The organism is Plantibacter sp. lyk4-40-MEA-4, assembly GCF_030209415.1.
In the GTDB taxonomy this organism is placed as follows: domain Bacteria; phylum Actinomycetota; class Actinomycetes; order Actinomycetales; family Microbacteriaceae; genus Plantibacter; species Plantibacter flavus_A.
Genome location: NZ_JARVSA010000004.1, coordinates 46,781 through 71,259 on the forward strand (window position 1 = coordinate 46,781; position 24,479 = coordinate 71,259).

Consider the following 24,479-nt stretch of genomic DNA (forward strand, 5'->3'; position numbering starts at 1 on the left):
CCGGCCAGAGCGCACACCGAACCGTGCCCCGGAAAGCGCTTGCCGGGCGCACGCTCGCACCGGTAACCTCGTCCGAAACCCCACCCGGAAGGTCGCGATGCTGCGCCGAAACGACACCTCCACCACGCCGATGGTCGTCAACGACAACGCCGCCTGGTGTTGGTTCCAGGACGAGCGCGCACTCGTCGATCCAACGTCGAACCTGCTCGTCGTCGGCTCGATCGCGTCAACGGGCGGCGTCGACGGCGAGCAGCGCGGCGGCGACGTCGAGGTCACCGTCGTCGACCTCAGCACCGGCACGGCCGACATCGTCGTCCTGCACGCACGCCTCGAGTCCGACGACCACGATGTCCCAGCCCTCTGGCGGCGGCGCGACGGGCGCTGGCTCGCGATGTACACCCGCCACAAGACCGACGACCTCACCCGCTGGCGCATCAGTGAGCCGCACGACCCGCGCCACTGGGGGCCCGAGCAGACGTTCGACTGGAGCGCCCACACCGGTGGACTCGGCGTGACGTACTCGAACCTCCACGAACTCGACGGCCGCCTGTACTGCTTCGCCCGCGCCGTCAACGACGACCAGTGCGCGCTCGTGTCGGACGACGACGGCGACACCTGGAACTACGCCGGCAAGCTCTTCACACGGCCGAAGGTCGGTTACGTCAACGGCTACACGCGCTACGTCTCCTCCCCCGGTCGCATCGACCTGATCACCACCGACCACCACCCGCGCGACTACGACAACAGCGTCTACCACGGCTTCCTCGACGCCGACGGGCTCCACCGGACCGACGGCGCCGTCGTCGACCCGCATCCGTTGCGTGGCGACGCACCCTCGCAGGTCGAGCTCACCACCCTCGTCGCCGCCGGCTCACGAATGCCCGACGGCGGCACCTGGGCCGGCGACCGACTCTCCCACTGCTGGACCGTCGACGTGCGACGAGCCCCCGACGGCACCGTGGCCGCCGTCGTCTCCGCCCGCGCCGACGACGGACCAGCGCATCCGGACGAGGCGACCGAACGCCTCCGGCCCGTCCTGGACCACCGGTTCCTGTTCGCCCGCCTCACGCGCGGCGGCTCCTGGCAGGTGCACCCGCTCGCCGTCGCCGGCCCCGGCCTCCTCCCGCACGAGCAGGACTACACCGGACTCGCCGCCATCGACCCGAACGACCTCGACTCGCTCTACGTCTCGACGCCGATCGATCCGCGGAACGACCAGCGGCTCGCCCACCACGAGATCTTCCACGGTCGCACCGGCGACGGCGGAGCGACCTGGACGTGGACACCGTTCACGGAGGACTCGGACGTCGACAACCTGCGTCCGATCGTCGCACCCGGTGACCCCTCGACGGTCTCGCTCCTGTGGTTCCGCGGGGACATGGCGAGCTCGCAGGACTACCGGTGCGAGGCCGTCCTGCTCAGGCTGCCACGCACCGAGTGACGACCGGTCACTGGGCCAGGACATCTCGCCGCTGAAGTCCGAAACCTTCCGGAGCTCGGCCCGGATGAACGGCCAGCTCACGCCGCATGACGACCGGTCACTCGGGCCAGGACACCTCGCCACCGAAGTCCGAATGCTTCCGGAGATACGCCTGGATGAAGGGGCAGTACGGGACGATGGTCAGTCCTCGCTCGACCGCATCGTCGAGTGCCGCGGCGGCGAGGACGCTGCCGAGCCCCTGTCCGCCGAAGTCCGGATCGATCTCGGTGTGGGTGAAGAGGATGCGACCGGGCTCCTCCCGGTATCCGGCGATCCCGGCGACGCGCTCCCCCACCCGGATCTCGTACTCGTGGCTGTCATCGTTGCGGACGACCTGCGGGCTGTCCTCGGGTGTGCTCGATGTCGACATCGGGGCTCCCTTCCGTTCGTTCCCCACTGTACGTCGAGCGATCCGTCATGTGCTGTTTACGCAGCGGCCGATTCCGCAACGTGCCGGAAACACGCGCACAGGCCATCGGAAACACGCCGGTGTCACGCTGGGCGCACCCGACGCGCTCCAGCCGCGTCCCTGCGGAGAGGCACCTCGAATGGATCAAGGAAACACAGCGTTCATCCTGATATCAGCGGCACTCGTGCTGCTCATGACACCAGGGCTCGCGTTCTTCTACGGCGGCCTGGTCAAGGCGAAGAGCGTCATCAGCATGATGATGATGAGCTTCGGCGCACTCGGCCTCATCGGCGTCCTCTGGGTGCTCTACGGGTACGCGATCGCGTTCCCCGGCTCCGAAGGCACCGTCGCCCCCTGGGCGATCGACACGGGGAACATCGGCCTGACCGCCGCCCTCGAGACGCCCGAGGGAGCGGCCTACCCGCCACTCGCCTTCGTCGCCTTCCAGGCCACCTTCGCGATCATCACCGTCGCCCTCGTCTCCGGCGCCATCGCCGACCGCGCGAAGTTCGGCTCCTGGATGATCTTCGCCGGCATCTGGGCGACCGTCGTCTACTTCCCCGTCGCGAGCTGGGTGTTCAACTTCGGCCTCGCCGACGACGGCAGCTTCGCCTACGGCGGTTGGATCACGCACGGCCTGCAGGACGTCTTCGGCGTCGGCGTCATCGACTTCGCCGGTGGCACCGCGGTCCACATCAACGCCGGTGCTGCAGCCCTCGCCCTCGCGCTCGTCCTCGGCCGCCGCGTCGGGTTCAAGAAGGGCGTCCACGTCCCCCACAACCCGCCGTTCGTGCTCCTCGGCGCCGGTCTGCTCTGGTTCGGCTGGTTCGGCTTCAACGCCGGTTCGGAACTGGCGGCCGACGGCACCGCTGCACTCGTGTTCGTCAACACCATCGCGGCGCCGGCAGCAGCCCTGCTCGCCTGGCTCATCGTCGAGAAGATCAAGGACGGCAAGCCGACCTCGGTCGGTGCCGCATCGGGTGCCGTCGCCGGTCTCGTCGCGATCACCCCGGCGTGTGGTTCGCTGCACCCGATCTGGGCCATCGTCCTCGGCCTCGTGGCCGGTGTCGTGTGCGCCCTCGCCATCGAACTGAAGTTCAAGCTCGGCTTCGACGACTCGCTCGACGTCGTGGGTATCCACCTCGTCGGTGGCCTCATCGGAACCCTGTACCTCGGCTTCTTCGCCAACGGCACCGGCCTCTTCATGGGTGGTGACGCTTCGCAGCTGCTCGTCCAGGCGATCGCCGCGTTCGCCGTCCTCATCTACTCCTTCGTGCTCGCCTTCATCATCGGCTTCGCGATCGAGAAGACGATCGGCTTCCGCGTGAAGAACGAGGACGAGATCGCCGGCATCGACACCGTGGTCCACGGTGAAGAGGGGTACGTCCTGGTCGACACCAAGGCCTGATCCACCGGCCTGAACGACCTGCCCGACCCGACCCGACGAGGACGAGATGCGCGGAGCAGCTGGACCCGAACCGGCTGCCACCCCCGCTCATCTCGTCCTCGTCGACGTCGCGTCACGACCACCGGCCGACCCGGGCCCGCCCCGGCTCGTCCGGTTCGCCGACCTCGTGCGGCAACCACTCGACCGTGGCCGTGGCAGCGTGCGAGACGTCTGGACGAGCACCGACGTCGACCGCCTCATCCGCTGGCGACTGCAGGTCGTCGAGCTCCGTGACGCCGCCGGACTCATCGCCGCTCCCGACGACATGAACCACGCGATCGTCGGCTTCGCCGGCCCACAAGTCGCGGTCCGCGCGGGCGGGAACGAGCTGAACGGCCCCGGGCGCATCCTGCACCGCGACGAGGTCCTGACGGTGCGCGAAGCCTCGGTGCGCCTCTCGAGACCACGGCTCCGGGCCTCGGGGTCGAGTTCGATGATCCTGCTGAGCTACAGCACCTCGGAGGACCCGCCGACGCTGAGCTTCGAGCAGCCGGACGCCGCGCACGATCCCGCCGACGGCCTGCGGATCACCCTCGCCCTGCGCGGTCCGATCCGGCGCGGCGATGGCGAGGTCCCACAGGGTGCCGCCCTCGTCTCCGCGCCGTTCGCCGTTCCGCCGCGCTACCGCTGATCGCTAACGCTGACCGGAGGTCCGGCCGTCGGCGAACCGCTGGCGCGCGTGCTGCTGCCGCGACCCGACGGGCACCGCCTCGGTCGCCGCCGGGAGCCCCATGGACGGGGTCGACACGTAGATGCTCTCGGCGCGATCGACGAGGAACGTCTCGTGCCAGACGCCGACGGCCTTCGGCGCGGATCGGGCACGCTTGTTGAAGCGCGACCAGGCGGGCCGATGGGCGGAGGCCGGAGCCGACGCGTAGGCGTAGAGCTTGTCGATCGACGACCAGTACTGGACGAGGTACGGGCCACTGGAACCGAGCAGGACGTGCGAGCCGAGGAGCCCGGACTCCGGATCGGACATGAGCTCCTGCAGCATCCGCGGCATGTCACCGAAGATCGGGAGCCACTTGTCCACCCGCCACCACTGGTTGATGGTCATTCCGATGTGGAACACGACGAGTTCACCCTCGTGTCGATGGGTGATTCGGCCGACGACGACGCGCGACATAGACTGCTCCTATTCGATAGTGACGCTATCCAACTTGGATAGTAGCACTATCCAGACGAGGAGGACAGGATGAGGATCTCGGAACTCGCGGCGGTGTCCGAAGTGCCGGTGGCGACCATCAAGTACTACCTGCGCGAGCAACTCCTCCCGGAGGGCGAGCGCACCTCGGCGACCCAGGCGAGCTACGGCGACGCCCACGTGTCCCGGCTCCGCGTGATCCGCGCGCTCCTCACCGCCGGCGTGAGCATCGCGGAGACCCGCCACGTCGTCGCCGCACTGGACTCGCCGCCGGTGGGCCCCTACGACCTCCTCGGCGTCGCCCACACCGCCGTCACCCCGCGCCCGAGCGGTCCGGTCGACACGACCCGCGCACTGGAGCTCTACGAACGACTCGGCGGCATCGAGGCGCAGTGCGACCCCGGACTCCTCGCCGGCCTGGCCGGGGCCCTGGACACCCTGGAGCGAGCGGGCTTCACCGTGCCACCCACGGTCCTCGACCGCTACGTCGACGCAGCCCGCAGCATCGCCGAAGCCGAGATCGACGGCATCCCGGCGGACTCCCCCGAGCTCGCGGTGCAGTACATCGTGCTCGGCACCGTGCTCACCGAACCGCTGATCCTCGCCCTCCGTCGGGCGGCCCAGCAGGTGGTGTCGTCGGAGCGCTTCGCCGGGACGGAAGCCCCGGCGTCCCAGCCGTCCTGACGCTCAGGCGCCCGGCGCCTCAGGCGTCGAGTTCCGCCGAGGTGGGCGGGTTCGCCCCCGGCCGCGACACCGTGATGCTCGCGGCCCGCGCGGCGCGGTCGAGCAGCTGCTGCAGCACCTCGTCGGACACCCCACGAAGTCGCTCCTCGGCCCCGGGCCCAGCGATACCGGCGGTCAGCAGTCCGTCGATCAGCGCACCCATGAACGTGTCGCCGGCACCGACGGTGTCGGCCACCTGCACCCGTGGCGTGTCGATCTCGAGCACGGAACCGTCTCGCACCGCGACAGCCCCGTCACCACCCATCGTCACGACCACGAGTCCCGGCCCGGCCGCGACCCACTCCCGAGCGGCGTCGACCGGCGCCACACCGGGCAGCAGGAACGCGACGTCCTCGTCACTCGCCTTCACGACGTGTGCTCGCGCGATGCGGTCGAGCGCCGCCTGACGGACGCGGGCCGCGTCGTCGATGAGCGACGGCCGGATGTTCGGGTCGTAGGTGATGAGCGCCGAGGGACGACGCGCCTCGACCAACTCGCGGAGGCGTTCGGCACTCGGCTCGAGGACCGAGGCGATCGAGCCGGTGTGGACGACGGCGGCGTCCGGCGCACCCGAGGCCTCCAGATCGAGCGAGAGGTCGAACTCGTAGGTGGCCGCGCCCTCGGCGTCGAGGGTCGCCTGCGCCGTCGACGTCCGGCCGGTCGGAGCCGACACGAGGGTCACCGCGGACGCGTCGAGCCAGGAGCGGATCGCCGCGCCTCGCTCGTCGTCGCCCACATGGGTCACCAGGGCCGGGGCGCGGCCCAGCCGACCGAGGGTGATCCCGACGTTCGCCGGGCTGCCGCCGGGGCTCTCCGCCTGCGTCCCGTCGAGTCGCCGGACGATGTCGATGAGGGTCTCGCCGGCGATGAGGACGTCGGTCGTGGGGGCTGCGTGCATGGCATCTCTCTCTGCTGGATCCGAGGGTCGGGTGGCGTCAACCGGCGTCGGTCGACACCGCGGCGATGAGCGAGTCGCGCTCGATGATCGGCATGGTGACCAGCTCGTGCCCGAGGGCGTGCTGACCGAGGAGCATCGAGGCTCCGAGCGCGCCGATCTCCTGGTAGGGCAGCCGTGCGGTGGTGAGGCCCGGGCGCAGGTAGCCGGCGAGGATCTCGTCGTCGAAGGAGACGACGGAGACGTCCTGCGGGATCCGACGTCCCTGTTCGAGCAGCACCTGGTAGGCACCGAAGGCGACGCCGTCGTTCGCGGCGAGGATGGCCGTGACGTCCGGGTGGCGCTCGAGGAGCGTGGCCGTCGCCTCGTAACCGGGTTCCGGCTGCCACTCGACGATGTCGACCCGAGCAGGTTCGATCCCGGCCTCCGCGAACGCCGCGGCGATGCCTGCGAAGCGGAGTGCCACCGTGGCCGTCTGTCGCGGATCGTTGATGACGTCCTGCGGCAGGTCGCCGACCACGCCGATCCGCCTGTGGCCCGCGTCGACGAGCCGTTTCGCGACCGCGTACCCGGCCGCACGTTCGTCGGGAAGGACGTTCGCGTGCCCCGAGGAGGACGCTCCGTTGAGCACGACGACGGGGACACCGGTCGAGGTGGCGGGGAGGTCGATGAGGCGGGCGCCGAGGAGGCCGATGAGGATGCCGTCGACCCGGTGGTCGATCATCGTCTCGAAGGCGCGGGCGAGACCACCCTCGATCCCCTCGGTCTCCGCGATGAGCATCGTGTGGTCGTGGGCCTTCGACACCTCGAGCGCACCGCCGATGAGCCCCGAGGCGTGCCGGGTGAGCGTGACCTCGTCGGAGATGAACCCGATCGTCCTGGTCTTCCCGCGGCGCAGCACCTGGGCCGCGGGGTTCGGGCGGTAGTCGAGCTCCGCCGCGGCGGCGCGTACCCGCTCGACGGCGTCCGCGGACAGCCGGGAACCGGGGCGGTCGTTCATGATCATGCTCACCGCGGCCTTGGACATGCCCGCGCGCTCCGCGACGTCCGCGAGGGTCGTGCGGCGGCGTTGCGTGGACATGACACTCCCTCGTGCGGTTTGCTGAATCAGTTCAGCATATCGCTCGGAGCTGTGTTATGTTTCGTCTGCTGAATCCGTTCAGCACCTCCATTCACGGCTCATCGTCCGCGCCCTGCGAACGGTCGGCCCCGATTTCGCAGGAGCAACAACGTGGTTGATCTGAGTCGCAGGGCGGTACTCGCCCTGCTCGGTCTCGGTCTGGCGGGCACGGCCATCTCCTGGCCGCGCCTCACCGGCGGAGACATCCCCGGCCGAGGTGACGACGCCCTCACCGTCGCCCTCTTCGGCACCGCCCAGGACGCCGCCGCCCGGCAGTCGCTCGTGGACGGCTTCCAGAAGCTGCACCCCGACATCCCCGTCCGGATCATCGCGATCCAGGGCCAGGACTGGGGTAACTTCTTCGCCAAGATCCTCACGATGGTCGCGGCCGGCACCCCGCCGGACATCGTGTCGGTCGCCACGGAGGGCACGCAGCTGTTCGCCGAGCGACTCGCCCACCCGATCGACGAGTACGTGCAGCGCGACGCCGCCGAGCTGCAGGAGTACTTCGACGACGTGAACCCCTCGCTCATCGAGTCGTTCATGTACAAGGGCAACCTGTTCCAACTGCCCGACAACTTCAACGCGGCGAACATGTACTACAACACCTCCGCGTTCGAGCGGGCCGGCCTCGAGCGCCCGCGCGACGACTGGTCGGTCGAGGACTTCTTCACCGTCGGCCGCACCATGCAGGCCAGTGCCCCCGGCTCGTTCCTGCCGTACTTCTGGAACAACCGTCTCTGGGGCGGCGTCGTGCCCTGGTTGTACATCAACGACACGAGCTTCCTCACCGAGGAGAAGGCACCCGGCGGCGACTGGATGTGGTCGAAGTTCTACCCGGACGAGACCCCGCGTGGTGGCGGGTACCTGTGGGAGAACGCCGACGCACTCAGCGACCGCACCGTCGAGAGCTTCGAGGTCCTGCAGCGCATGGTCTCCGAGGGCATCGCCGCGAACCCCGCCCAGGGCGGCGGCAACGAGCTCGTCTCGCTCTTCTCCCGCGGCTCGGTCGGCATGACGCCGGCCGGCGGGTTCTGGGTCAAGGGCCTCAACGACGCCGGCCTGGGCGACGACGAGTACGACGTCACCTACTTCCCGAAGATGCGCGGCCAGCGCCACCAGTTCGGAGCCGGCGGCTACGCGATGATGCAGACCTCCGAACGCAAGGACGAGGCGTGGGAGTGGATGAAGTACTGCATCTCCGTCGAGGGCATGTCGATCGCGCACAGCCAGCCCGACTCGTCGCTGCCTCGGCGCTCGCTCAACGCCGAGCTCTACGGCGGTGACATCGGCCCGAAGCACTGGGAGGTCTTCTACGACACCCTCGACCGGTTCCCGACGACCGGCCCGATGCCCGCACCGCCCCAGCAGGCGGCCGTGGAGTCGGCCCTCATCAAGAACGTGGTCGGCACGATCACGAACGGCCCGAACGGCGTCCGCCGCGGCCTCGAGACGATGCAGCGGGACCTCGAGCTCGCGCTGAAGGGACGATGATGGCACTGCAGTCACCGACGGCGACCCGGGCACTGGTCGTCCCGCCCGAAGCCGAGACCGGACGGCGCAAGCGTGCCCCTCGCGGCAGCCGACTGCTCGTCTGGGTGTTCCTCGCCCCGACGCTCATCGGCCTCGGACTCTTCAGCTTCGTCCCGATCATCGGGTCGTTCGTCCTCGCCTTCTTCCGGTGGGACATCATCTCGGCACCCGAGTTCGTCGGCGTCGGCAACTTCGTCGACCTCGCCGCCAACCCCACGGTGCGCGTGTCCTTCCTGAACACGGTCGGCTTCGTCATCGTGGCGGTCACGCTGCAGCTCGCCGTCGCCCTCCTGCTCGCGATCCTCGTGCAGTCGCGGATGCCGGAGTGGCTGCGTACCTTCTTCCGCTCCGCACTGTTCTTCCCGTTGGTGCTGTCGGCCGCGTCCGTGTCGCTCGTGATGTCGTACCTGTTCAACCAGGAGTTCGGCCTCGTCAACGAGTTCCTCGGACTCTTCGGCGTCGGGAACATCGGCTGGCTGACGACCGGGTTCGGCGCGAAGATCGTCGTCCTCCTCGTCTACGTGTGGCAGAACTTCGGCTTCACCTTCCTGCTGTTCATCGGTGGACTGGCCGCGATCCCGCGCGAGGTCTACGAGGCGTCGTCGCTCGACGGCGCGTACGGCTGGAGCCAGTTCCGGAACGTCACCTTGCCCCTCGTGAGCCCGACCATGCTCGTCGCGTCCGTCATGGCCATCATCAGCGCCCTGCAGATCTTCGACCAGCCGTACGTCCTCACACGAGGTGGGCCGGGAGACGACACCCGCACCGCGGTGATGGTGATCTACGAGTCCGCGTTCCAGCAGCTCGACTTCGGTCTCGCCGCAGCGATCGGCATCGTGCTGACGCTCCTGATCATGCTCGTCACCGCCGCACAGTTCCGACTGAGCAAGCGTTTCGTCTTCTACGGATGAGGTCCCAGATGTCCATCGCAGCAGTCACCCCCGACTCATCACGCCGCCGACTCGCCACGGCCGGGAAGTTCCTCGTCCTCGTCATCGCCGCGTTCCTCACGCTCGCGCCCGTCGTGTGGACGCTCATCACCGCGCTCACCCCCGCGAACGTCGACACCGGGCAGACCGAGTTCGGCCCGGGCGCGTTCATCGACGTCTTCCAGAAGATCCCGATCCTGCTCTACACGTGGAACAGCGCACTGGTGACGCTCCTCATCGCGGCCGGACAGATGCTCAGTGCGGCGATGGCCGGCTACGTGTTCGCGCGCTTCGACTTCGGCGGCAAGCGCATCCTGTTCGGACTGATCCTCGCCACGATGATGGTGCCGATGCAGGTGACGATCGTCCCCGTGTTCATGCTCATCCGCGGCATGGGACTGTCGGACACGCTCCTCGCGCTCATCATCCCGATGATCCCGACGGCGTTCGGCACCTTCCTCATGCGGCAGTACTTCATGGGGTTGCCGCCGGAGCTCGCCGAGGCGGCGCAGATCGACGGGGCGGGACCGTGGAAGATCTTCTTCCGCATCTACCTGCCGCTCGCCGCCCCGGGCCTCGCGATCGTCGGCATCCTCGCGTTCAACTACCACTGGAACGAGTTCTTCCGACCACTGATCCTCACGATCAGCGAGCAGAACTTCACCCTCCCGCTCGGGCTCGTGACCCTGCAGGGCAACCTCGGCACCGGGTCGGTCGCGACCGTCCTCGCCGGTGTCGTCCTGTCCATGATCCCGGCTGCGCTGGTCTTCGTCTTCGGCCAGAAGCCGCTGCGCGAAGGGCTCACCGCCGGCGTCAGCAAGTGACCGGCACCACCGCCCTCCCCTCGATCCGACCGATCTCGAACCGAAAGGAAGCCATGACCGGCCTCCACGCAACGCACGTCCTCGACCGCGGCTTCCCGCAGCTGCACCCCCGACCCGAGGCCGGGTGGTTGAACGACCCCAACGGCATCATGTTCGTCGACGGTCGCTGGCACGTCTTCTTCCAGTACAACCCGGGGTCGGCCAGGCACGAGGACATCCACTGGGGTCACGTGAGCTCGCCGGACCTGCTCGCCTGGGAGGAACACCCGGTGGCCCTGGCACCCCGCCCGAACACCACCGACGGCTTCGGCTGTTGGAGCGGCGTCGGGGTCGTCGATCGGGGCCGGCCGGCCGTCGTGTACTCGGGCGCGCGTGATCGACACGGGTTCTCGGAGGTCGTCGTCGTCCACGGCTCGGCGGATGCGCAGGACTGGAGCGGCGAACGTGTCGTCGCGGCCTCGCTCCCCGCGGACGAACGCGTGACGATGGTGCGCGACCCGTTCGTCTTCGAGCTGGGTGGGCGCCGCTGGGCGATCCAGGGCGCGGGTCGCTCCGACGTCGGTGGCGCACTGCTCCTCTACGGCGTCGACGACCTCGACGCCTGGACCGAGGAGGGGTACCTGCTGACGGCCGAGGCGCCGGTCGTCTCGGAGCTCGCTCCGTGCGAAGGGTGGGAGTGCCCCCAGCTCGTGCGCGTCGGCGACGACTGGGTGCTGCTGGTCTCGCTGTGGCTCGACGGCCGTCCGCACCGCGGGGTGGCCTGGGTCCTCGGCTCGATGGAGCTCGACGAGGCCACCGGGCGACCCGTGTTCAGCGCCCGCCGGACCGGCATCATCGACGAGGGGTCGAGCTTCTACGCGCCGCAGGCCGTGCAGTCCGACGGCTCGGACGGACAGTCGGAGCGGGTACTGCTCTGGGGCTGGGCCCAGGAGATCGCACCCGAGGGCGTGCGTGGCCGGACGCAGGCGGACACCGACGAGCAGGGGTGGTCGGGCATGCTGACGTTCCCGCGCGAGCTCGTGGTCCGCGGCGACGAGGTCGAGCTGACGCCGGCGCGGGAGCTGACGAGGCTCCGTGCCGAGCTCGTCGACGCGGCGGAACTCCCTGATCAGGCGGAGGTGCGACTCGCAGGCGCAGGCACGGCCTCCCTCGAGCTGGAGGGCTCGGACACGCAGCTGATCTGGCGGGGCGAGCTGATCGAAGGCGACGAGGTCCGGATCCTCATCGACGCGTCCATCGTCGAGATCCACCACACCGGGCACCCCGCTCGGACCTTCCGCGCGTATCCGGCCCATGGCGAGCGGTACGCCGTGCGGCACGACGCGGGGGTGCGAGCCGACGCCTGGTCGCTGGCCCTCCCCGTCGCGGGCGGCGTGTCGGCGTCCCACTGACGCGGAGACGCGGTGACGCGCAGCGCTGGGTGCGCCGCGCGTCACCGCATGCGGTTGCCGGACCTACTTCGCGAGGAACTCCAGGACGGCCCGGTTCCATTCCTCCGCGTGGCTGACGTTGACGCCGTGCGGCGCACCCTCGACGACGTACAGCGTCGACGACGGGATCGCCGCGTGCGTCCGTGCACCGGAGCCCTCGAAGGGGACGGTCGCATCGCTGTCGCCGTGGATGACGAGGGTCGGGACGGTGACGTTCGGCAGGTCGTCGCGGAAGTCGGTGTTCGCGAACGACGCCATGGCCTCGAGCGCGGCGGGCTTGAACGCCTGGTGCGCGAGCGCGAGAGCCTCCTGACGCTGCTCCTCCGTGACCTTCAGCTCGCCGTCCACCGAGAAGAAGTCGGTCGTGAACTGGTCGTAGAACGCGTCCTGATCCGCCGTGAGCCCGGCCGTCATCTTCGCGGCCTCGGAGACCGGGAGGGGCCCGTCAGGGTTTCCGGCCGTCTGCAGCAGGTACGGCGGAACCGCGGAGGCGAAGACCGCGCTGTGGATGCGCTCCGAACCGTGGCGGCTGAAGTACCGGGCGACCTCACCGCCACCCATCGAGAACCCGACGAGCGTCACGTCGCGCAGGTCGAGCGCTTCGAGCACCGCCTGCAGGTCGTCGGTGAGCCGGTCGTAGCCGTAACCGGTGAGCGGCTTGTCGCTGCGACCGAAGCCGCGGCGATCGTAGGTGATGACGCGGTAGCCTGCGGCCTCGAAGGCCGGGACCTGTTCCTTCCACGACGCACCGGACAGCGGCCAACCGTGGATGAGGACGACCGGGCGTCCCGTGCCACCGGTGTCGTCGACGTGTAGGTTCGTGTCCTTCAGCAGGCCGTGGTGTGCGGTGATCTCCGTCATGGTGCTCCTCTCCCGGGCCGCGGGTCGCGGCCACTCAGACCAGCTTCGACGGAGGCGGTGCGAGCGGATGGGGGCTTGCGAACCGCGAGGCGATGTCCTATCCGCTGAAGACTCCGGCGACGTGGCGACCAGAGACGTTCACCGCTCGGTCGGGAGCAACCCCAACCGCCGCGCGGTGGCCAGCGCGTCCTCGCGGGAGTCGACGCCGAGCTTCCGGTAGACGTTCCGGAAGTGGAACTTCACCGTGTTCGCGGACACGTACAGCGCCTGCGCGATGTCCTGCCTGGTCCGGCCCTCTGCGGAGAGCTGCAGGATCCGGCGCTCGGTGGCGGTGAGCTCCACGAGCTGCACGGTCTCCGGCGTCGGCTCGGGACTCGAGGCGAGCGTCCGCTCGATCCACGCGTGGGTCGCACTGGGCGACATCGTGCCGAGGAGGTGTCGAAGCGGCCTGCGCGGCGCGACCACGAAGGGCGTGAGCATCCCGGTCCGCGCCGTCGTGGCGATCGCCTGGAGGAGGTGCCGCCGACCGTCCTCGTCCGAGTCGTCGGCGAGCGCCGAGGTGATGAGCAGCTCCGTCTGCGCACCGGCGTCGATGCGCTCCTCCGCGAGCCCGGCGGTGGCGAGTTCCCGCGCGAGGGGTTTACGGTCGGTCAGGAGCGCGAGCCGCGAGGCGACCGCCGCGGTGTGGGCGTTCCGGTCACGGCCGTCGAGGAGGACGCTGGCCTCCGTCGGGCGGTCGAGGGCGAGGAGGAGTGACGCTTCCACGGCGTCGAGGAGTCGCTCCGATCCGGCATGACGCAGGCTGCGACCGGCGAACACGCGGGTGCGCTCGATGAGCTGCAGCGCCGCCCGTCGATCGCCCCACAGGAGTGCGTGCTGCGCCTGCGCGTAGGTGATGAACGGGGCCCAGGACCGCTCACGGTTGACCTGGAGCTCCAGCGTCGCGAGCGCGGCCTCCGCCGCCACACGGTCGACGCGGGCGATGGCGATCAGCGCCCGGGCGATGGACCCGGACAGTTGGACCAGGGGCACCATCCACCCGTGCGCGCCGCCCCCGTCGTCGTGGCGCTCGAGCCAGCGGTCCGCCTCCACGATCTCGCCGCGCACCGCATAGAGCAGGGCGAGCTTGCCGGAGGCGTCCCCACCGTTCCGGCCGTCCCAGGACTCGTGCCGGAGCTCGTACGCCTCGCGCAGCACGAGGCTCGCCTCGTGGAGGTCTCCCACGAGCAGTTTCGTGATCCCCACCTGCAGCAGGGCGGTGGGGACGCGGGGCGCGAACTCGGTCGGGCGATGCACGCGGGCTCGGCGAGCGAGCTCCTCGGTGATCCGCGCGTAGTGCAACGCCCGCTGGTGCCGGCCGTGCACGCGGTAGGCGATCATGAACGCCGTCGATGCGCTCAGGCTGATGCGCGCGAGCTCGGAGCGGGCGCGGTCACGGATGTCGTCGGGATCAGTCGGGAGCTGGAACCGCCCCACCGACTGGTCGAGTGCGTCGGTCTCCCCGCGGATGTTGAGCCGGATCTCGCGGACGGCGAAGACGATGGGGTGGTTCGAGAGCACGCGCGCCGGGAGCGCCTGCAGCGCGCGGTCGAGCGTCGCGAGGTCGAGCGCCATGAGGATCCCCCACTCGTACTCGATCACCGAGACGACCGTGTCCCAGTCCTCCTCCTGGATGGCCGTGGTGAGGAGACGGGTGACCGGGGCGACGTCCGTGGGGTGGAGGAACCCCGCCCCGAGGGAGGGAAAGTACCTCTTCCAACCGGTGTGCACGGGTCAACCCTAAGTGACCGCCACCTGTCGGGGAACACCCGGGGCAGGATGCGGGGTGGTCTTTGGCCGATCCGCCCGGACCGCGTCGGGGTTGCCGCTCTACTGATCCTCGGCCCCGCAGCTGGGGCCAGGTTTTCGGCGGGCGCACCGCCGCTTCACGGGGAAGGCGACACACATGCAGCAGCACACGGGTCGAAGGAGTCACCGCGCTCGGTGGCGGAACCGGTGGGGGGCACCGTCCGCCGGTCGCCCGACCATGGGGATCATCGGGGTGACCGTCCTGTCGGCGCTCTCGCTCGTCGGGGTCGGCTCGAGCGCGCAGGCGGTGCCGGGGACGCCGGGGACCCCGCAGTCGGGCTCGGTGGTCTACTCCGAGGACTTCGAGAACGGCGTGACGTCGCCGACGTACCTCGAGGACTACGTCGGAGCCGACGGCACGCGGTACACCGCGGACGCCTCCTGGCGCGACCACACCCAGTGCAACGGGAACATCACGAGCTTCGCCTCGTCCGCGGAGCCGCAGTGCCTCGCGGCGTCGGCGTCCGGTGAAGGGCGCACGCGGCAGCTCGCCTGGGCCCTCGGCGCCGGCGACACGGCCAACCACTCCGTGAGTGCCTGGACCTCGCAGCAGACCCTCACGATGAACCCGCCGAACGCGGTCGAGTTCGCGACCGTCGACCCGATCGCGCTCACGAGCGCCGGCCGGTACCTCACGACCTCGGTGGATCTCGCCGCGGTGTCCTGCAACGCGTCGCAGCAGCCCGTCCTCGAGTTCTTCCTCACCGACGACCAGGGCGGCGCGCACTCCGTCGGGGCCGTCAACGGCTGTACCGCAGCCGGCTCCCGGTCCGTCACCGCACCGGCCACCGGCGCGGCCGGGGCCGAGAACGTCCGTGTCGGCACCTACGTCTCGCCGGGAGCGGTCCTGCTCCCCGGGGCGACCGTCGGCATCGTCGCCCGCAACCTGACCGGTGGCGGCACGGCCGGCAACGACCACGCCTTCGACAACATCCAGGTGCTCGACGTCTCCCCGCAGTTGGACAAGTCGTTCAGCCCGGCGAGCGTCGTCGCCGGTGAGACGTCCACGCTGACCCTCACGATCACCAACACCGACGAACTCGCGGCGAAGAACGGCTGGTCCTTCACGGACGCGCTGCCCGCCGGCCTGACGATCGCCGGCGGCGACGCGTCGACCACCTGCCCGTCGGGTGTCGTCACCGCGCCCGAGGGCGGCTCGTCGATCGACGTCACCGGGAACCTCAACCAGGGCATGACCTCCTGCGCCGTGACCGTCGAGGTCACGTCGCCCGTCGCCGGGACGTTCACGAACGGGCCCGACAACATCACGAGCGTGGGCCTCAACCCGCCGGCCGACGCCACGGTCGAGTTCGTGCCGCAGGCTCCCGCGATCACCGTCGTGAAGTCCGCGTCCCCCGTTGCGGCGGAGTACGCCGTCGGCGACGAGATCACCTACTCCTTCCTCGTCACCAACACCGGCAACGTCACGCTCACCGACGTCCAGGTCGACGAGGGCACGTTCACCGGGACCGGTGAACTCTCCGACGTCGTCTGCCCGCCGGGAGCGGCGACGCTCGCACCCGCGGCGGCGGTGACCTGCGAAGCCACGTACACGATGACGCAGGCCGACATCGACGCCGGTACCGTCTCCAACTCGGCCACCGCGACCGGGACACCACCGCAGGGCCGGCCGCCGGTCTCACCGCCGTCCGAGGTCACCATCCCGGGCGTGGCCCAGGCCCCGGCGCTCACCGTCGCGAAGTCGGCGACGCCGACCACGGGCGCGAACGCCGGCGAGGACGTCACCTACTCGTTCCTCGTCACCAACACCGGCAACGTCACCCTGACCGACGTCTCGATCGTCGAGGGCGAGTTCACCGGCACCGGCGAGCTCTCCGACGTGGTGTGCCCGGCCGCAGCCGGCTCGCTCGCCCCGGCGGCGACCGTCACCTGCGAAGCGAGCTACACGGTCACGCAGGCCGACGTCGACGCCGGCTCCGTGACCAACTCGGCGACCGCGACCGGCACCCCGCCGGCGGGCGGCACTCCCCCGGTCTCGCCGCCGTCGGAGACCACGGTCGCGTTCCCGGCAGCGCCCGCCATCACGGTGGCGAAGTCCGCGACGCCGACCACGGTCGCGAACGCCGGCGAGGACGTCACCTACTCGTTCCTGGTCACCAACACCGGGAACGTCACGCTCTCCGACGTCTCGGTCGTCGAGGGCGAGTTCACCGGGACCGGTGAGCTGTCCCAGGTCGTCTGCGCGCCCGCGGCAGGCTCGCTCGCCCCGGCGGCGACCGTCACCTGCGAGGCCACCTACACGGTGACCCAGGCCGACGTCGACGCGGGATCGGTCACGAACACCGCGACCGCGACCGGCACCCCGCCGAACGGTGGCACGCCCCCGGTCTCGCCGCCGTCGGAGACCACGGTCGCGTTCCCGGCGACACCCGCCATCACGGTCGTGAAGTCGGCCGATGCGGTGGCCCAGGGCGGCCTCGCGGTCGGCCAGGTCGTCACCTACTCCTTCCTCCTCACCAACACCGGGAACGTCACGCTGACGAACCCGACGGTGGTGGAAGGGGAGTTCTCCGGCGCCGGCGAGCTGTCCGACGTCGTCTGCCCGGCCGAAGCCGCTTCGTTGGCGCCGGGCGCGACGATCACCTGCGAGGCCACCTACACGGTCGTGCAGGCCGACGTCGACGCGGGCCTGATCACGAACTCGGCGACCGCGACGGCGACGCCGCCGAACAGCGTGAACGGTGTCCCGCCGGTCTCGCCGCCGTCCGAGGTCATGATCCCGTCGCCGCCCGTCCCCGGTCTCTCGGTGGTCAAGACGGCCGACGTCGAGCGGGCCACGGCTGCAGGACAGGTCATCACCTACTCGTTCCAGGTGACGAACACCGGTAACGTCACGCTGCGTGACGTCGCGGTCCAGGAAGGCGACTTCACCGGTACCGGGGCGCTCTCCGCGATCATCTGCCCGACGGGCACGGCGCTCCTCGCCCCCGGGCTCCAGATCGTCTGCACCGCGACCTACACGGTCACCCAGGCGGACCTGAACGCGGGCTCGATCCGGAACACCGCCTTCGGGACCGGCGTGACGCCGGGCGGCGAATCGTTCACCTCCGACCCGTCCACGGCCACCGTGAGCACGCCGGGTCCGGTGCTCGCCTCGACCGGAACGACCATCGCACCGCTGGTGGTCGGGGCGGCGGTCCTGCTGCTGCTCGGTACCGGGCTCGTCATCCGACGCCGCCTCGTCACCGGGCGCTGACCCGGACCTGACCGATCGGGCGGGTCGAGCCTTCAGGCTCGGCCCGCCCGTCGTACTTCCACCACCACTACCCTGTTGAGGCCATGAGATCCGCGACCACCACGACCCTGCTGCGCTGTGCGGCCTTCGGCGCCGTCGGTGCCGTCATCCTCTTCCTCGTCAGCCCGCTGACGTCGACCGCCGCGGTGCTCAACCCGGTGCTCTACGCCGCGATCGCCGCCGTCACGATGGTGATGCCGATGCTCGCCAGGCGCTGGACGGGCGTCCCCGGTGCGACGGCGCTCACCGCAGCCGTCACCGGGCTCCTCGCACTGCCCGTCACGGCCCTCGGCCCGGCGATCATCGTCGCGCTCGTCGTTCCGGCAGCGGCGATCGACCTGGTGCTCGCCCGCCGCCGTCACCCCGCCCGCGTGACGACCTGGCTTGCGGCGGCGGTCGGCGGCGTCGCGATCTGGGCGCTGTCGTTCGCGGTGATCTCGCCCGACCTCGTCTCGCCGGTGCTCGTCATCGTGCTGCTCGCGGTCCGCGTCGTGAGCTACGTCCTCGCCATGGAGCTGGCCGGTCTCGTCGCCGGGAGCCTCCGCCGTTCCGGCGTGCGATCCGTGCGTCGCGCCGACGCCCGCCGAGGATCCTCCGACGCCTGATCCGGATCAACGTTCGACAGCAGCGTTCCACCGGGGGCGGTCGGGGTCGGCGTCCCACTCCTCCAGCACCGCTGCTCCGGAGGCGACCGGGAACGTCGTGATCAGGTGCTCGTCGATGCCGTACACGAGCGCGACGGCATCGGTGTCCGTCGGGTCGCCGAGCGCCAGACGCATCCGACCGGACGGGCCGTCGGCAGTCCGTGCCGGTCGTGCGAGCAGGTCCTGCGCGGCCGCCGTCACCCGCGACAGCAGGGACGACGCACGGGCCCACGGGACGAACTCGTCGTCGGGGAGCCCGAACGCGCGCGCGAGCGTTCCGTCCAGCCAGCGGTCGCGCTTCAACCCGTACGGCGTCGGGACCGCCGAGAGCAGGTAGCCGTAGACGTGGAGGAGCCCGGCGTTCCCGACCGGCCAGACCGCGGTGAGGCCGGCGCGCGCATGGAGCGCCTCGAAGAGCGCACGAGGGATCACCGGCCCACCCGTGTGCTCGTCGATGACGGTCGACGCACCCCAGGAGGCGAACCGGCCGTCCGCCGTGTCGTCGTCGATCGCCGCACCCAACCAGGAGTGCTCCTCGAGCACGGTCGAGGGTTCGGTCTCTGCTCGTCGCGCGAGCTCCGTCATCATCACAGCACCACAGCATAGGCGGCTCGTGTGTCGGTGAATTCACCCGCCGTTCACCCACCATGGTGATTGCGTCCACACTCGCCATCCATGATGGACGCAGCGTCCGCAGGAGCGGCCGTGTGAACGAAACGCTCAGAAGGAGCGCCTGTGGCCCCCACCATCCTCTTCGATTTCGACGGCACCCTCGCCCTCGGCGACGGGCCGATCACGGCCTTCGCCCGCGCCATCGCCGAGCGCACCGGCGATTCCGAGTTCGCGATGCGCGCCGAGGCCGCCCTCGCCGCGTTCTCGAACGGCGAGACCGACGCCCGCGACGGCTACGACGCCGTGACCCGGATCGCCCGCGAAGCCGGCGTCGGTGCCGACGTCATCGGCGCGTCCTACGACCAGTCGCGCGCTCTGCTCGGCTCGAGCGAGGCGGCGGTCGACTCCCCCGAGGGCCTGCCCGCATTCCTCGAGACGCTGGGCGCCCAGGCCCGACTCGTCCTGGCCACGAACGCCCCCGGCGACGGCATCACGGCCCTCCTCCAGTCCTGGGGCGTCGCCGAGGCGTTCGACGCCGTGCACTTCACCGTCGGGAAGCCGGCAGGCCTCGTCCCGCTCATCCGCGACGCGCTCGCCGCCGGCCCCGTCCTCGCCGTCGGCGACATCGTCGAGAACGACCTCGCTCCCGCCGCCGAACTGGGTGCCGACACCGCCCTCGTCGGCGCGACCTTCGAGCGCTCGACGGCCACCGCCACGATGCGTGGGCGCTCGCTCGCCGACCTGTACGACCAGATCATCGCGTGGGCCGCAGCCGCATCGCGCCTCCCCGACGCCTCCCCGACCTCCAGTCCCGCTCCGTCCGCCTCCTGATCACCCTCCACCCTCGAAAGGCATCCCGAACATGCGTAAGACCCTGCTCCTCACCGGCGTCGCGGCCGTCGCCGCCCTCGCCCTCGCCGGCTGCAGCCCCGCCGCCTCCTCCCCGTCGGCCACAGGCACGGCGTCCTGGCCCGACTCCATCACCATCTCGCTCGTGCCGTCGGTGGAGGGCGAGGACCTCGCCGAAGCACTCGACCCGCTCACCAGCTATCTCTCGGAGAACCTCGGCATCGAGGTCAACGGCGTCGTCGCGACCGACTACGCCGCGACCGTCGAGGCCCTCGGCAGCGACCAGGCACAGGTCATCATCACCGACGCCGGCTCGCTCTACAACGCGACCGAGCGCTACGACGCGAACCTCGTCCTGCGCGACGTCCGCTTCGGGGCCACCTCGTACGCGTCGGTCGCCTACACGAACAACCCCGACAAGTACTGCGCCGAGGCTCCGGTCATGGTCACCTACGCGGCAAGCGACACCCCGCTCTCGTACTGCAACGGCATCGAGCCCGGCGCCGACGCTGCGACCGGATCCGGGCCGGCCGCGCTGAAGGCCCTCGACAAGATCTCGAAGGGCACCAAGGTCGCCCTGCAGGCCGCGACCTCGCCCGCCGGGTACCAGTACCCCGTGGTCGCCATGCGTGACGCAGGCATCGACACGGACGCCGACATCACCCAGGTGCCGGTCGAGGGCAACAACAACGCGGTCCTCTCCGTCTACAACGGCGACGCCGAGGTCTCGTTCGGCTACTGGGACGCGCGCACGACCGTCCTCAAGGAGGCGCCCGACGTCGCCGACAAGGTCGTCGCGTTCGCCTACACCGAGATGATCCCCAACGGCGGCGTCGCGGTCTCGAAGTCGCTCCCGGCCGACCTCACGAAGCAGCTCACCAAGCTCATGGCGGGCTACGCGGACTCCTCCGATGCGGCGAAGCAGGTCATGTTCGACCTCGTCGGCCTCTCCGGCTGGACCGACAAGACCGCACCGGACGAGATCACCCGCTACGGCGAGATCCTCGACCAGTTCTCGAACTGACCCGTTTCAACCGATCGACCCTCTCCAGGAATCCGGTGCATGAACACTGATCAGCATCGCGCGGAGGCCCGAGCCCAGCTCGCGGCCTCCGCGTCGTGGTCCATCCGTCTCGACGACGTCTCGGTCACCTACCCGAACGGCACGAAGGCGCTCCGCAACGTCTCTCTCGACATCGCCGCCGGGGAGATGGTCTCCGTCGTGGGGCTCTCCGGCTCCGGCAAGTCGACGCTCATCCGCACGATCAACGGCCTCGTGCCGGCGACGAGCGGGACCGTCGCCGTCGGGCCGCATACCGTCACCGGTCTGCGCGGCAGGCAGCTCCGTCGTCTGCGCGGGCACGTCGGCATGATCTTCCAGGGCTTCAACCTGGCCGATCGGACGAGCGTGTACCGCAACGTGCTCGTCGGCCGGTTCGCCGGCACCCCGACGTACCGGAACCTCCTCGGCCTGACGACCGCCGCCGACCGGGAGCTCGCCCTGCGCTCGCTCCAGTCGGTCGGCATGCTCGACAAGGTCTGGACCCGCGCGGCGCAACTCTCCGGCGGCCAGAAACAGCGCGTCGCGATCGCCCGTGCCCTCACGCAGCAGCCGAGCGTCATGCTCGCCGACGAGCCCGTCGCGAGTCTCGACCCGCCGACCGCGCACACGGTGATGAACGACCTGCGCCGGGTGAACACCGAGACGGGTCTCACGGTGCTCGTGAACATCCACCTCATGGACCTCGCTCGCACCTACACGACCCGCATGATCGGGCTCCGCGACGGCGAACTCGTCTATGACGGCTCCGCAGCCGACGCGACCGAGGCGGACTTCGAGCGGATCTACGGTCGCCCCATCCAGCCCGACGATCGGCTGGACCGATGACGGCGACCAGGACCGACGTGAAGCTGCCGCCCGGGACCGACTGGCAGCTGCCGCCCAGGCCGAGCACCCGGCTGCGGACCGCGCTCATCATCGGGGCCGTGGCCGCGTTCACGATCGCCACCTGCCTCCCGGCGATCGGCGGCGTACAGCTCGACTTCGGCGCGCTCATCTCCCACTGGGACAACGGATCCGGTCTGCTCCTCCAGCTCTTCCAACCCGACGTCGCCTTCCTGCCACGGACGGTGCAACCGATGCTCGAGACGCTGCAGATGGCGCTCGTGGGTGCGGTGGCCGCTGCGCTGCTGTCCGTCCCGCTGACGCTGTGGGCGGCGGCCCCGACGAACCCGAACGGCCTGTCGCGTCGCATCCTGCGCGCGATCGTCAACGTCGTCCGAGCGGTGCCCGACCTCGTCTACGCGACCATCCTCGTCGCCATGGTCGGCGTCGGTGCGCTGCCCGGCCTCCTGACGCTTTTCCTCTTCGACCTCGGCATCATCGTCAAACTCGTCTCCGAGGCGATCGACTCGGCCGACCACCCTTACATCGAGGCCGGCAAGGCCGCCGGTGGGACGCAGACGCAGATCAACCGTGTCACGGTCCTCCCGCAGGTCTGGCCGCTGTTCGCGAACCAGTGGCTGTACACCCTGGAGCTCAACGTCCGCATCTCCGCCATCCTCGGCATCGTGGGCGCCGGCGGCATCGGTCGGCTGCTCGACGAGCGGCGGGCGTTCTACGCCTACGACGACGTCTCGGTCATCGTCCTCGAGATCCTCGTCGTGGTCGTCCTCATCGAGGTCGCGTCCAACCTGTTGCGGAGGCGACTCGTATGACCGCGACCGATCCGAACAGCTTGCTCCCCCGCCGTCCCTCGCGGCTTGTCCCGACCCTCGCGGCCGTCGCCGTCGGGATCGTCGTCATCGCCGCGACCGCCGGCTTGCCGATCGACTGGCGCGACCTCGGGACCGTCCCGGCGCAGCTCGTGCACTTCGGCGGGCTCATGTTCGAGAGCCCGAACTGGGAGAAGCTCCCGCGGGCCCTCACCGAGATGTGGCGGTCGATCTCGATGGCCTGGATCGGCGCGATCCTCTGCGTCCTCGTCTCGATCCCGCTCGGCATGCTCGCCGCCGGGTCGGTCGGTCCGGTCTGGCTGCGGCTGCCGCTGCGCGGGGTCTTCGCCGTCATCCGCGCGGTCCCGGAGGTGATCATCGCCCTCATCCTGCTCACGATCACCGGACTCACCCCGTTCACGGGCGCGCTGGCGCTCGGGATCGCCGGCGTCGGCACCCAGGGGAAATGGGTCTACGAGACGATCGAGTCCGTGCAGGAGGGCGCCTCGGAGGCCGTCCGCGCTGCCGGAGGCGGTACCGCCGAGGTGACGCGCTGGGCGCTCTGGCCCGCCGCCGCCCCGGCACTGCTGTCACTCGCGCTCTACCGGTTCGAGATCAACATCCGCACCTCGGCGGTCCTCGGGCTCGTCGGCGCAGGCGGGATCGGCAGCATGCTGGCGAACTACACCAACTATCGCCAGTGGGATACAGTCGGGATGCTGCTGATCGTGGTGGTCGTCGTGACCATGACGATGGACGCGATCTCGGGAGCCATCCGACGCAGGATCACCCGGGGCCCCGGCATCGCCCGCACCACCCGTACCGCCCTTCCCGCCCGCACGACGAGGAGCCACAATGTGGACAGGGTCCGCTGACGCCCCGCCGACGGCCAGGATCGCGATGCTCGCGCCGTCGCTCCAACCCAGCGAACGCCGGGTGGCCGAGACGGTGGCCGAGGACATCGAGGCGAGCATCGAGCGCACCGCCCAGGAGGTCGCCGACCTCGCCGGTGTCGGCCGCGCCACGGTCATCCGCACCGCGCAGTCGCTCGGGTACGAGGGCTACCCGCAGCTGCGGGTCGCCCTCACCCGCGAGGTCGCGCTCGGGACACCGACCGCCCGCGACGACGGCGACGACACGATGCTCGGCACCCTCCGCGGGGCCATCGACCACTTCGCCGGTCGCCTCGGCCAGACGACGTCGGCGATGACGGAGGAGACGCTCGAACGGTTCGTCCGCGTGCTCGACGAGGCGCCGAGACTCCTCATCGCGGCGAACGGCCTCTCCTCACCGCTCGGTTCCGATCTGGCGATGCGGCTCATCTCCGCAGGCCGGCCGGCCGAGTACCTGCCCGACACGCTCGGGCAGCAGATCGCGGCCACCCACCTCGGCCCGGGCGCGGCGTGTCTGGTCCTGTCGGGCTCGGGCGCGAACCGGGCGTCCGTCGACGTGGCCGCGGCGGCTCGAGCGAGTGGCGCGACCGTCCTCGCGATCACCTCGTTCCCCCGCTCGGCCGTCGCCGAACTCGCCGATGTCGCGCTCGTGGTCGCTCCCATCGACGCGACCTTCCGGGACGAACTCGTGCACACCTCCCGGGCGGCCATCATGCTGGTGACGGAATCCGTGGTCGGCCTGCTCGTGGGCCGGCGGGGCGATCGTGCGCAGCGCGCCCAGTCGGCGACGCTCGCGGTCATCAGCGGTTCGCTGTCGGACGACGCCTCGGACTGACCCGGCTCGGGCCGACCGTCTCGGACCGGTGC

The 24,479-nt window shown here is 70.3% G+C and carries 23 protein-coding genes; 16 read left to right on the plus strand and 7 right to left on the minus strand.

Annotated features, from left to right (window positions below; all coding sequences use genetic code 11):
- Positions 1-97: 97 nt before the first annotated feature.
- Complete coding sequence (locus tag QRN44_RS08420; RefSeq protein WP_285038851.1) at positions 98-1,441, plus strand: BNR-4 repeat-containing protein; 1,344 nt, start codon at positions 98-100, stop codon at positions 1,439-1,441.
- 97 nt (positions 1,442-1,538) lie between these two features.
- Here the strand turns inward: QRN44_RS08420 and QRN44_RS08425 are convergent, their stop codons facing one another.
- Positions 1,539-1,850, minus strand: a complete 312-nt coding sequence (locus tag QRN44_RS08425; RefSeq protein WP_285038853.1) for a GNAT family N-acetyltransferase — start codon at positions 1,848-1,850, stop codon at positions 1,539-1,541.
- Positions 1,851-2,028: 178 nt separating this feature from the next.
- Here QRN44_RS08425 and QRN44_RS08430 point away from each other — a divergent pair, with 178 nt between their 5' ends.
- Complete coding sequence (locus QRN44_RS08430; protein ID WP_064294702.1) at positions 2,029-3,297, plus strand: ammonium transporter; 1,269 nt, start codon at positions 2,029-2,031, stop codon at positions 3,295-3,297.
- Positions 3,298-3,343: 46 nt separating this feature from the next.
- Positions 3,344-3,967 carry a hypothetical protein gene (locus QRN44_RS08435; protein ID WP_285038854.1) on the plus strand — a complete coding sequence of 208 codons (624 nt, stop codon included), beginning with the start codon at positions 3,344-3,346 and terminating at the stop codon, positions 3,965-3,967.
- Positions 3,968-3,970: 3 nt separating this feature from the next.
- On the opposite strand, the gene QRN44_RS08440 is transcribed toward QRN44_RS08435, so the two are convergent.
- The gene (locus tag QRN44_RS08440) at positions 3,971-4,462 is read right to left on the minus strand and encodes a DUF4188 domain-containing protein (RefSeq protein ID WP_175117593.1); all 492 of its coding nucleotides are present in this window, start codon (positions 4,460-4,462) and stop codon (positions 3,971-3,973) included.
- A 69-nt stretch (positions 4,463-4,531) separates the two neighbouring features.
- Between QRN44_RS08440 and QRN44_RS08445 the strand changes: the two genes are divergently transcribed.
- Complete coding sequence (locus QRN44_RS08445) at positions 4,532-5,164, plus strand: MerR family transcriptional regulator (RefSeq protein ID WP_285038855.1); 633 nt, start codon at positions 4,532-4,534, stop codon at positions 5,162-5,164.
- A 19-nt stretch (positions 5,165-5,183) separates the two neighbouring features.
- On the opposite strand, the gene QRN44_RS08450 is transcribed toward QRN44_RS08445, so the two are convergent.
- The gene (locus QRN44_RS08450; RefSeq protein WP_285038856.1) at positions 5,184-6,101 is read right to left on the minus strand and encodes a carbohydrate kinase family protein; all 918 of its coding nucleotides are present in this window, start codon (positions 6,099-6,101) and stop codon (positions 5,184-5,186) included.
- A 37-nt stretch (positions 6,102-6,138) separates the two neighbouring features.
- The gene (locus QRN44_RS08455) at positions 6,139-7,179 is read right to left on the minus strand and encodes a LacI family DNA-binding transcriptional regulator (RefSeq protein ID WP_064294696.1); all 1,041 of its coding nucleotides are present in this window, start codon (positions 7,177-7,179) and stop codon (positions 6,139-6,141) included.
- 150 nt (positions 7,180-7,329) lie between these two features.
- Between QRN44_RS08455 and QRN44_RS08460 the strand changes: the two genes are divergently transcribed.
- The 4 genes from QRN44_RS08460 to QRN44_RS08475 are packed head-to-tail and all read left to right on the plus strand — an operon-like array spanning position 7,330 to position 11,895.
- Positions 7,330-8,712 carry an extracellular solute-binding protein gene (locus tag QRN44_RS08460; protein WP_175117589.1) on the plus strand — a complete coding sequence of 461 codons (1,383 nt, stop codon included), beginning with the start codon at positions 7,330-7,332 and terminating at the stop codon, positions 8,710-8,712.
- Positions 8,712-9,662, plus strand: a complete 951-nt coding sequence (locus QRN44_RS08465; protein ID WP_121293996.1) for a carbohydrate ABC transporter permease — start codon at positions 8,712-8,714, stop codon at positions 9,660-9,662. Before QRN44_RS08460 ends, QRN44_RS08465 begins: the two co-directional genes overlap by 1 nt.
- Before the next feature lie 8 nt (positions 9,663-9,670).
- Positions 9,671-10,504 carry a carbohydrate ABC transporter permease gene (locus tag QRN44_RS08470; RefSeq protein ID WP_175117588.1) on the plus strand — a complete coding sequence of 278 codons (834 nt, stop codon included), beginning with the start codon at positions 9,671-9,673 and terminating at the stop codon, positions 10,502-10,504.
- Between the two features lie 53 nt (positions 10,505-10,557).
- Positions 10,558-11,895, plus strand: a complete 1,338-nt coding sequence (locus tag QRN44_RS08475; protein WP_285038857.1) for a glycoside hydrolase family 32 protein — start codon at positions 10,558-10,560, stop codon at positions 11,893-11,895.
- A 63-nt stretch (positions 11,896-11,958) separates the two neighbouring features.
- Here QRN44_RS08475 and QRN44_RS08480 read toward each other — a convergent pair whose 3' ends face one another.
- Entirely contained in the window at positions 11,959-12,795 is an 837-nt protein-coding gene (locus tag QRN44_RS08480) for an alpha/beta fold hydrolase (protein ID WP_064294694.1), read from the minus strand.
- 138 nt (positions 12,796-12,933) lie between these two features.
- The gene (locus QRN44_RS08485) at positions 12,934-14,565 is read right to left on the minus strand and encodes a helix-turn-helix transcriptional regulator (RefSeq protein WP_285038859.1); all 1,632 of its coding nucleotides are present in this window, start codon (positions 14,563-14,565) and stop codon (positions 12,934-12,936) included.
- 175 nt (positions 14,566-14,740) lie between these two features.
- Between QRN44_RS08485 and QRN44_RS08490 the strand changes: the two genes are divergently transcribed.
- Positions 14,741-17,860, plus strand: coding sequence for a CLIPPER-2 domain-containing protein (locus tag QRN44_RS08490; RefSeq protein ID WP_285038860.1), 3,120 nt, complete (start codon positions 14,741-14,743; stop codon positions 17,858-17,860).
- Between the two features lie 83 nt (positions 17,861-17,943).
- Entirely contained in the window at positions 17,944-18,504 is a 561-nt protein-coding gene (locus tag QRN44_RS08495; protein ID WP_121293992.1) for a hypothetical protein, read from the plus strand.
- A 6-nt stretch (positions 18,505-18,510) separates the two neighbouring features.
- Here QRN44_RS08495 and QRN44_RS08500 read toward each other — a convergent pair whose 3' ends face one another.
- Positions 18,511-19,128 (minus strand): amino acid deaminase, encoded by a 618-nt coding sequence (locus tag QRN44_RS08500; RefSeq protein ID WP_285038861.1) that lies wholly within the window; start codon positions 19,126-19,128, stop codon positions 18,511-18,513.
- A 150-nt stretch (positions 19,129-19,278) separates the two neighbouring features.
- Between QRN44_RS08500 and QRN44_RS08505 the strand changes: the two genes are divergently transcribed.
- Genes QRN44_RS08505 through QRN44_RS08530 form a run of 6 tightly spaced genes read left to right on the plus strand, consistent with a single transcriptional unit; the run spans position 19,279 to position 24,447 of the window.
- Complete coding sequence (locus tag QRN44_RS08505) at positions 19,279-19,986, plus strand: HAD family hydrolase (RefSeq protein ID WP_285038862.1); 708 nt, start codon at positions 19,279-19,281, stop codon at positions 19,984-19,986.
- Between the two features lie 31 nt (positions 19,987-20,017).
- The gene (phnD, locus tag QRN44_RS08510; RefSeq protein ID WP_121293990.1) at positions 20,018-21,028 is read left to right on the plus strand and encodes a phosphate/phosphite/phosphonate ABC transporter substrate-binding protein; all 1,011 of its coding nucleotides are present in this window, start codon (positions 20,018-20,020) and stop codon (positions 21,026-21,028) included.
- Between the two features lie 39 nt (positions 21,029-21,067).
- Complete coding sequence (gene phnC, locus QRN44_RS08515) at positions 21,068-21,892, plus strand: phosphonate ABC transporter ATP-binding protein (protein WP_071259130.1); 825 nt, start codon at positions 21,068-21,070, stop codon at positions 21,890-21,892.
- Positions 21,889-22,722, plus strand: coding sequence for a phosphonate ABC transporter, permease protein PhnE (gene phnE, locus QRN44_RS08520; RefSeq protein WP_285038863.1), 834 nt, complete (start codon positions 21,889-21,891; stop codon positions 22,720-22,722). The genes phnC and phnE (QRN44_RS08520) overlap by 4 nt, the downstream gene beginning before the upstream one ends.
- Positions 22,719-23,594, plus strand: a complete 876-nt coding sequence (gene phnE, locus QRN44_RS08525) for a phosphonate ABC transporter, permease protein PhnE (RefSeq protein WP_285038864.1) — start codon at positions 22,719-22,721, stop codon at positions 23,592-23,594. Before phnE (QRN44_RS08520) ends, phnE (QRN44_RS08525) begins: the two co-directional genes overlap by 4 nt.
- Positions 23,575-24,447, plus strand: coding sequence for a MurR/RpiR family transcriptional regulator (locus QRN44_RS08530; RefSeq protein WP_121293987.1), 873 nt, complete (start codon positions 23,575-23,577; stop codon positions 24,445-24,447). The genes phnE (QRN44_RS08525) and QRN44_RS08530 overlap by 20 nt, the downstream gene beginning before the upstream one ends.
- Positions 24,448-24,479 lie beyond the last annotated feature (32 nt).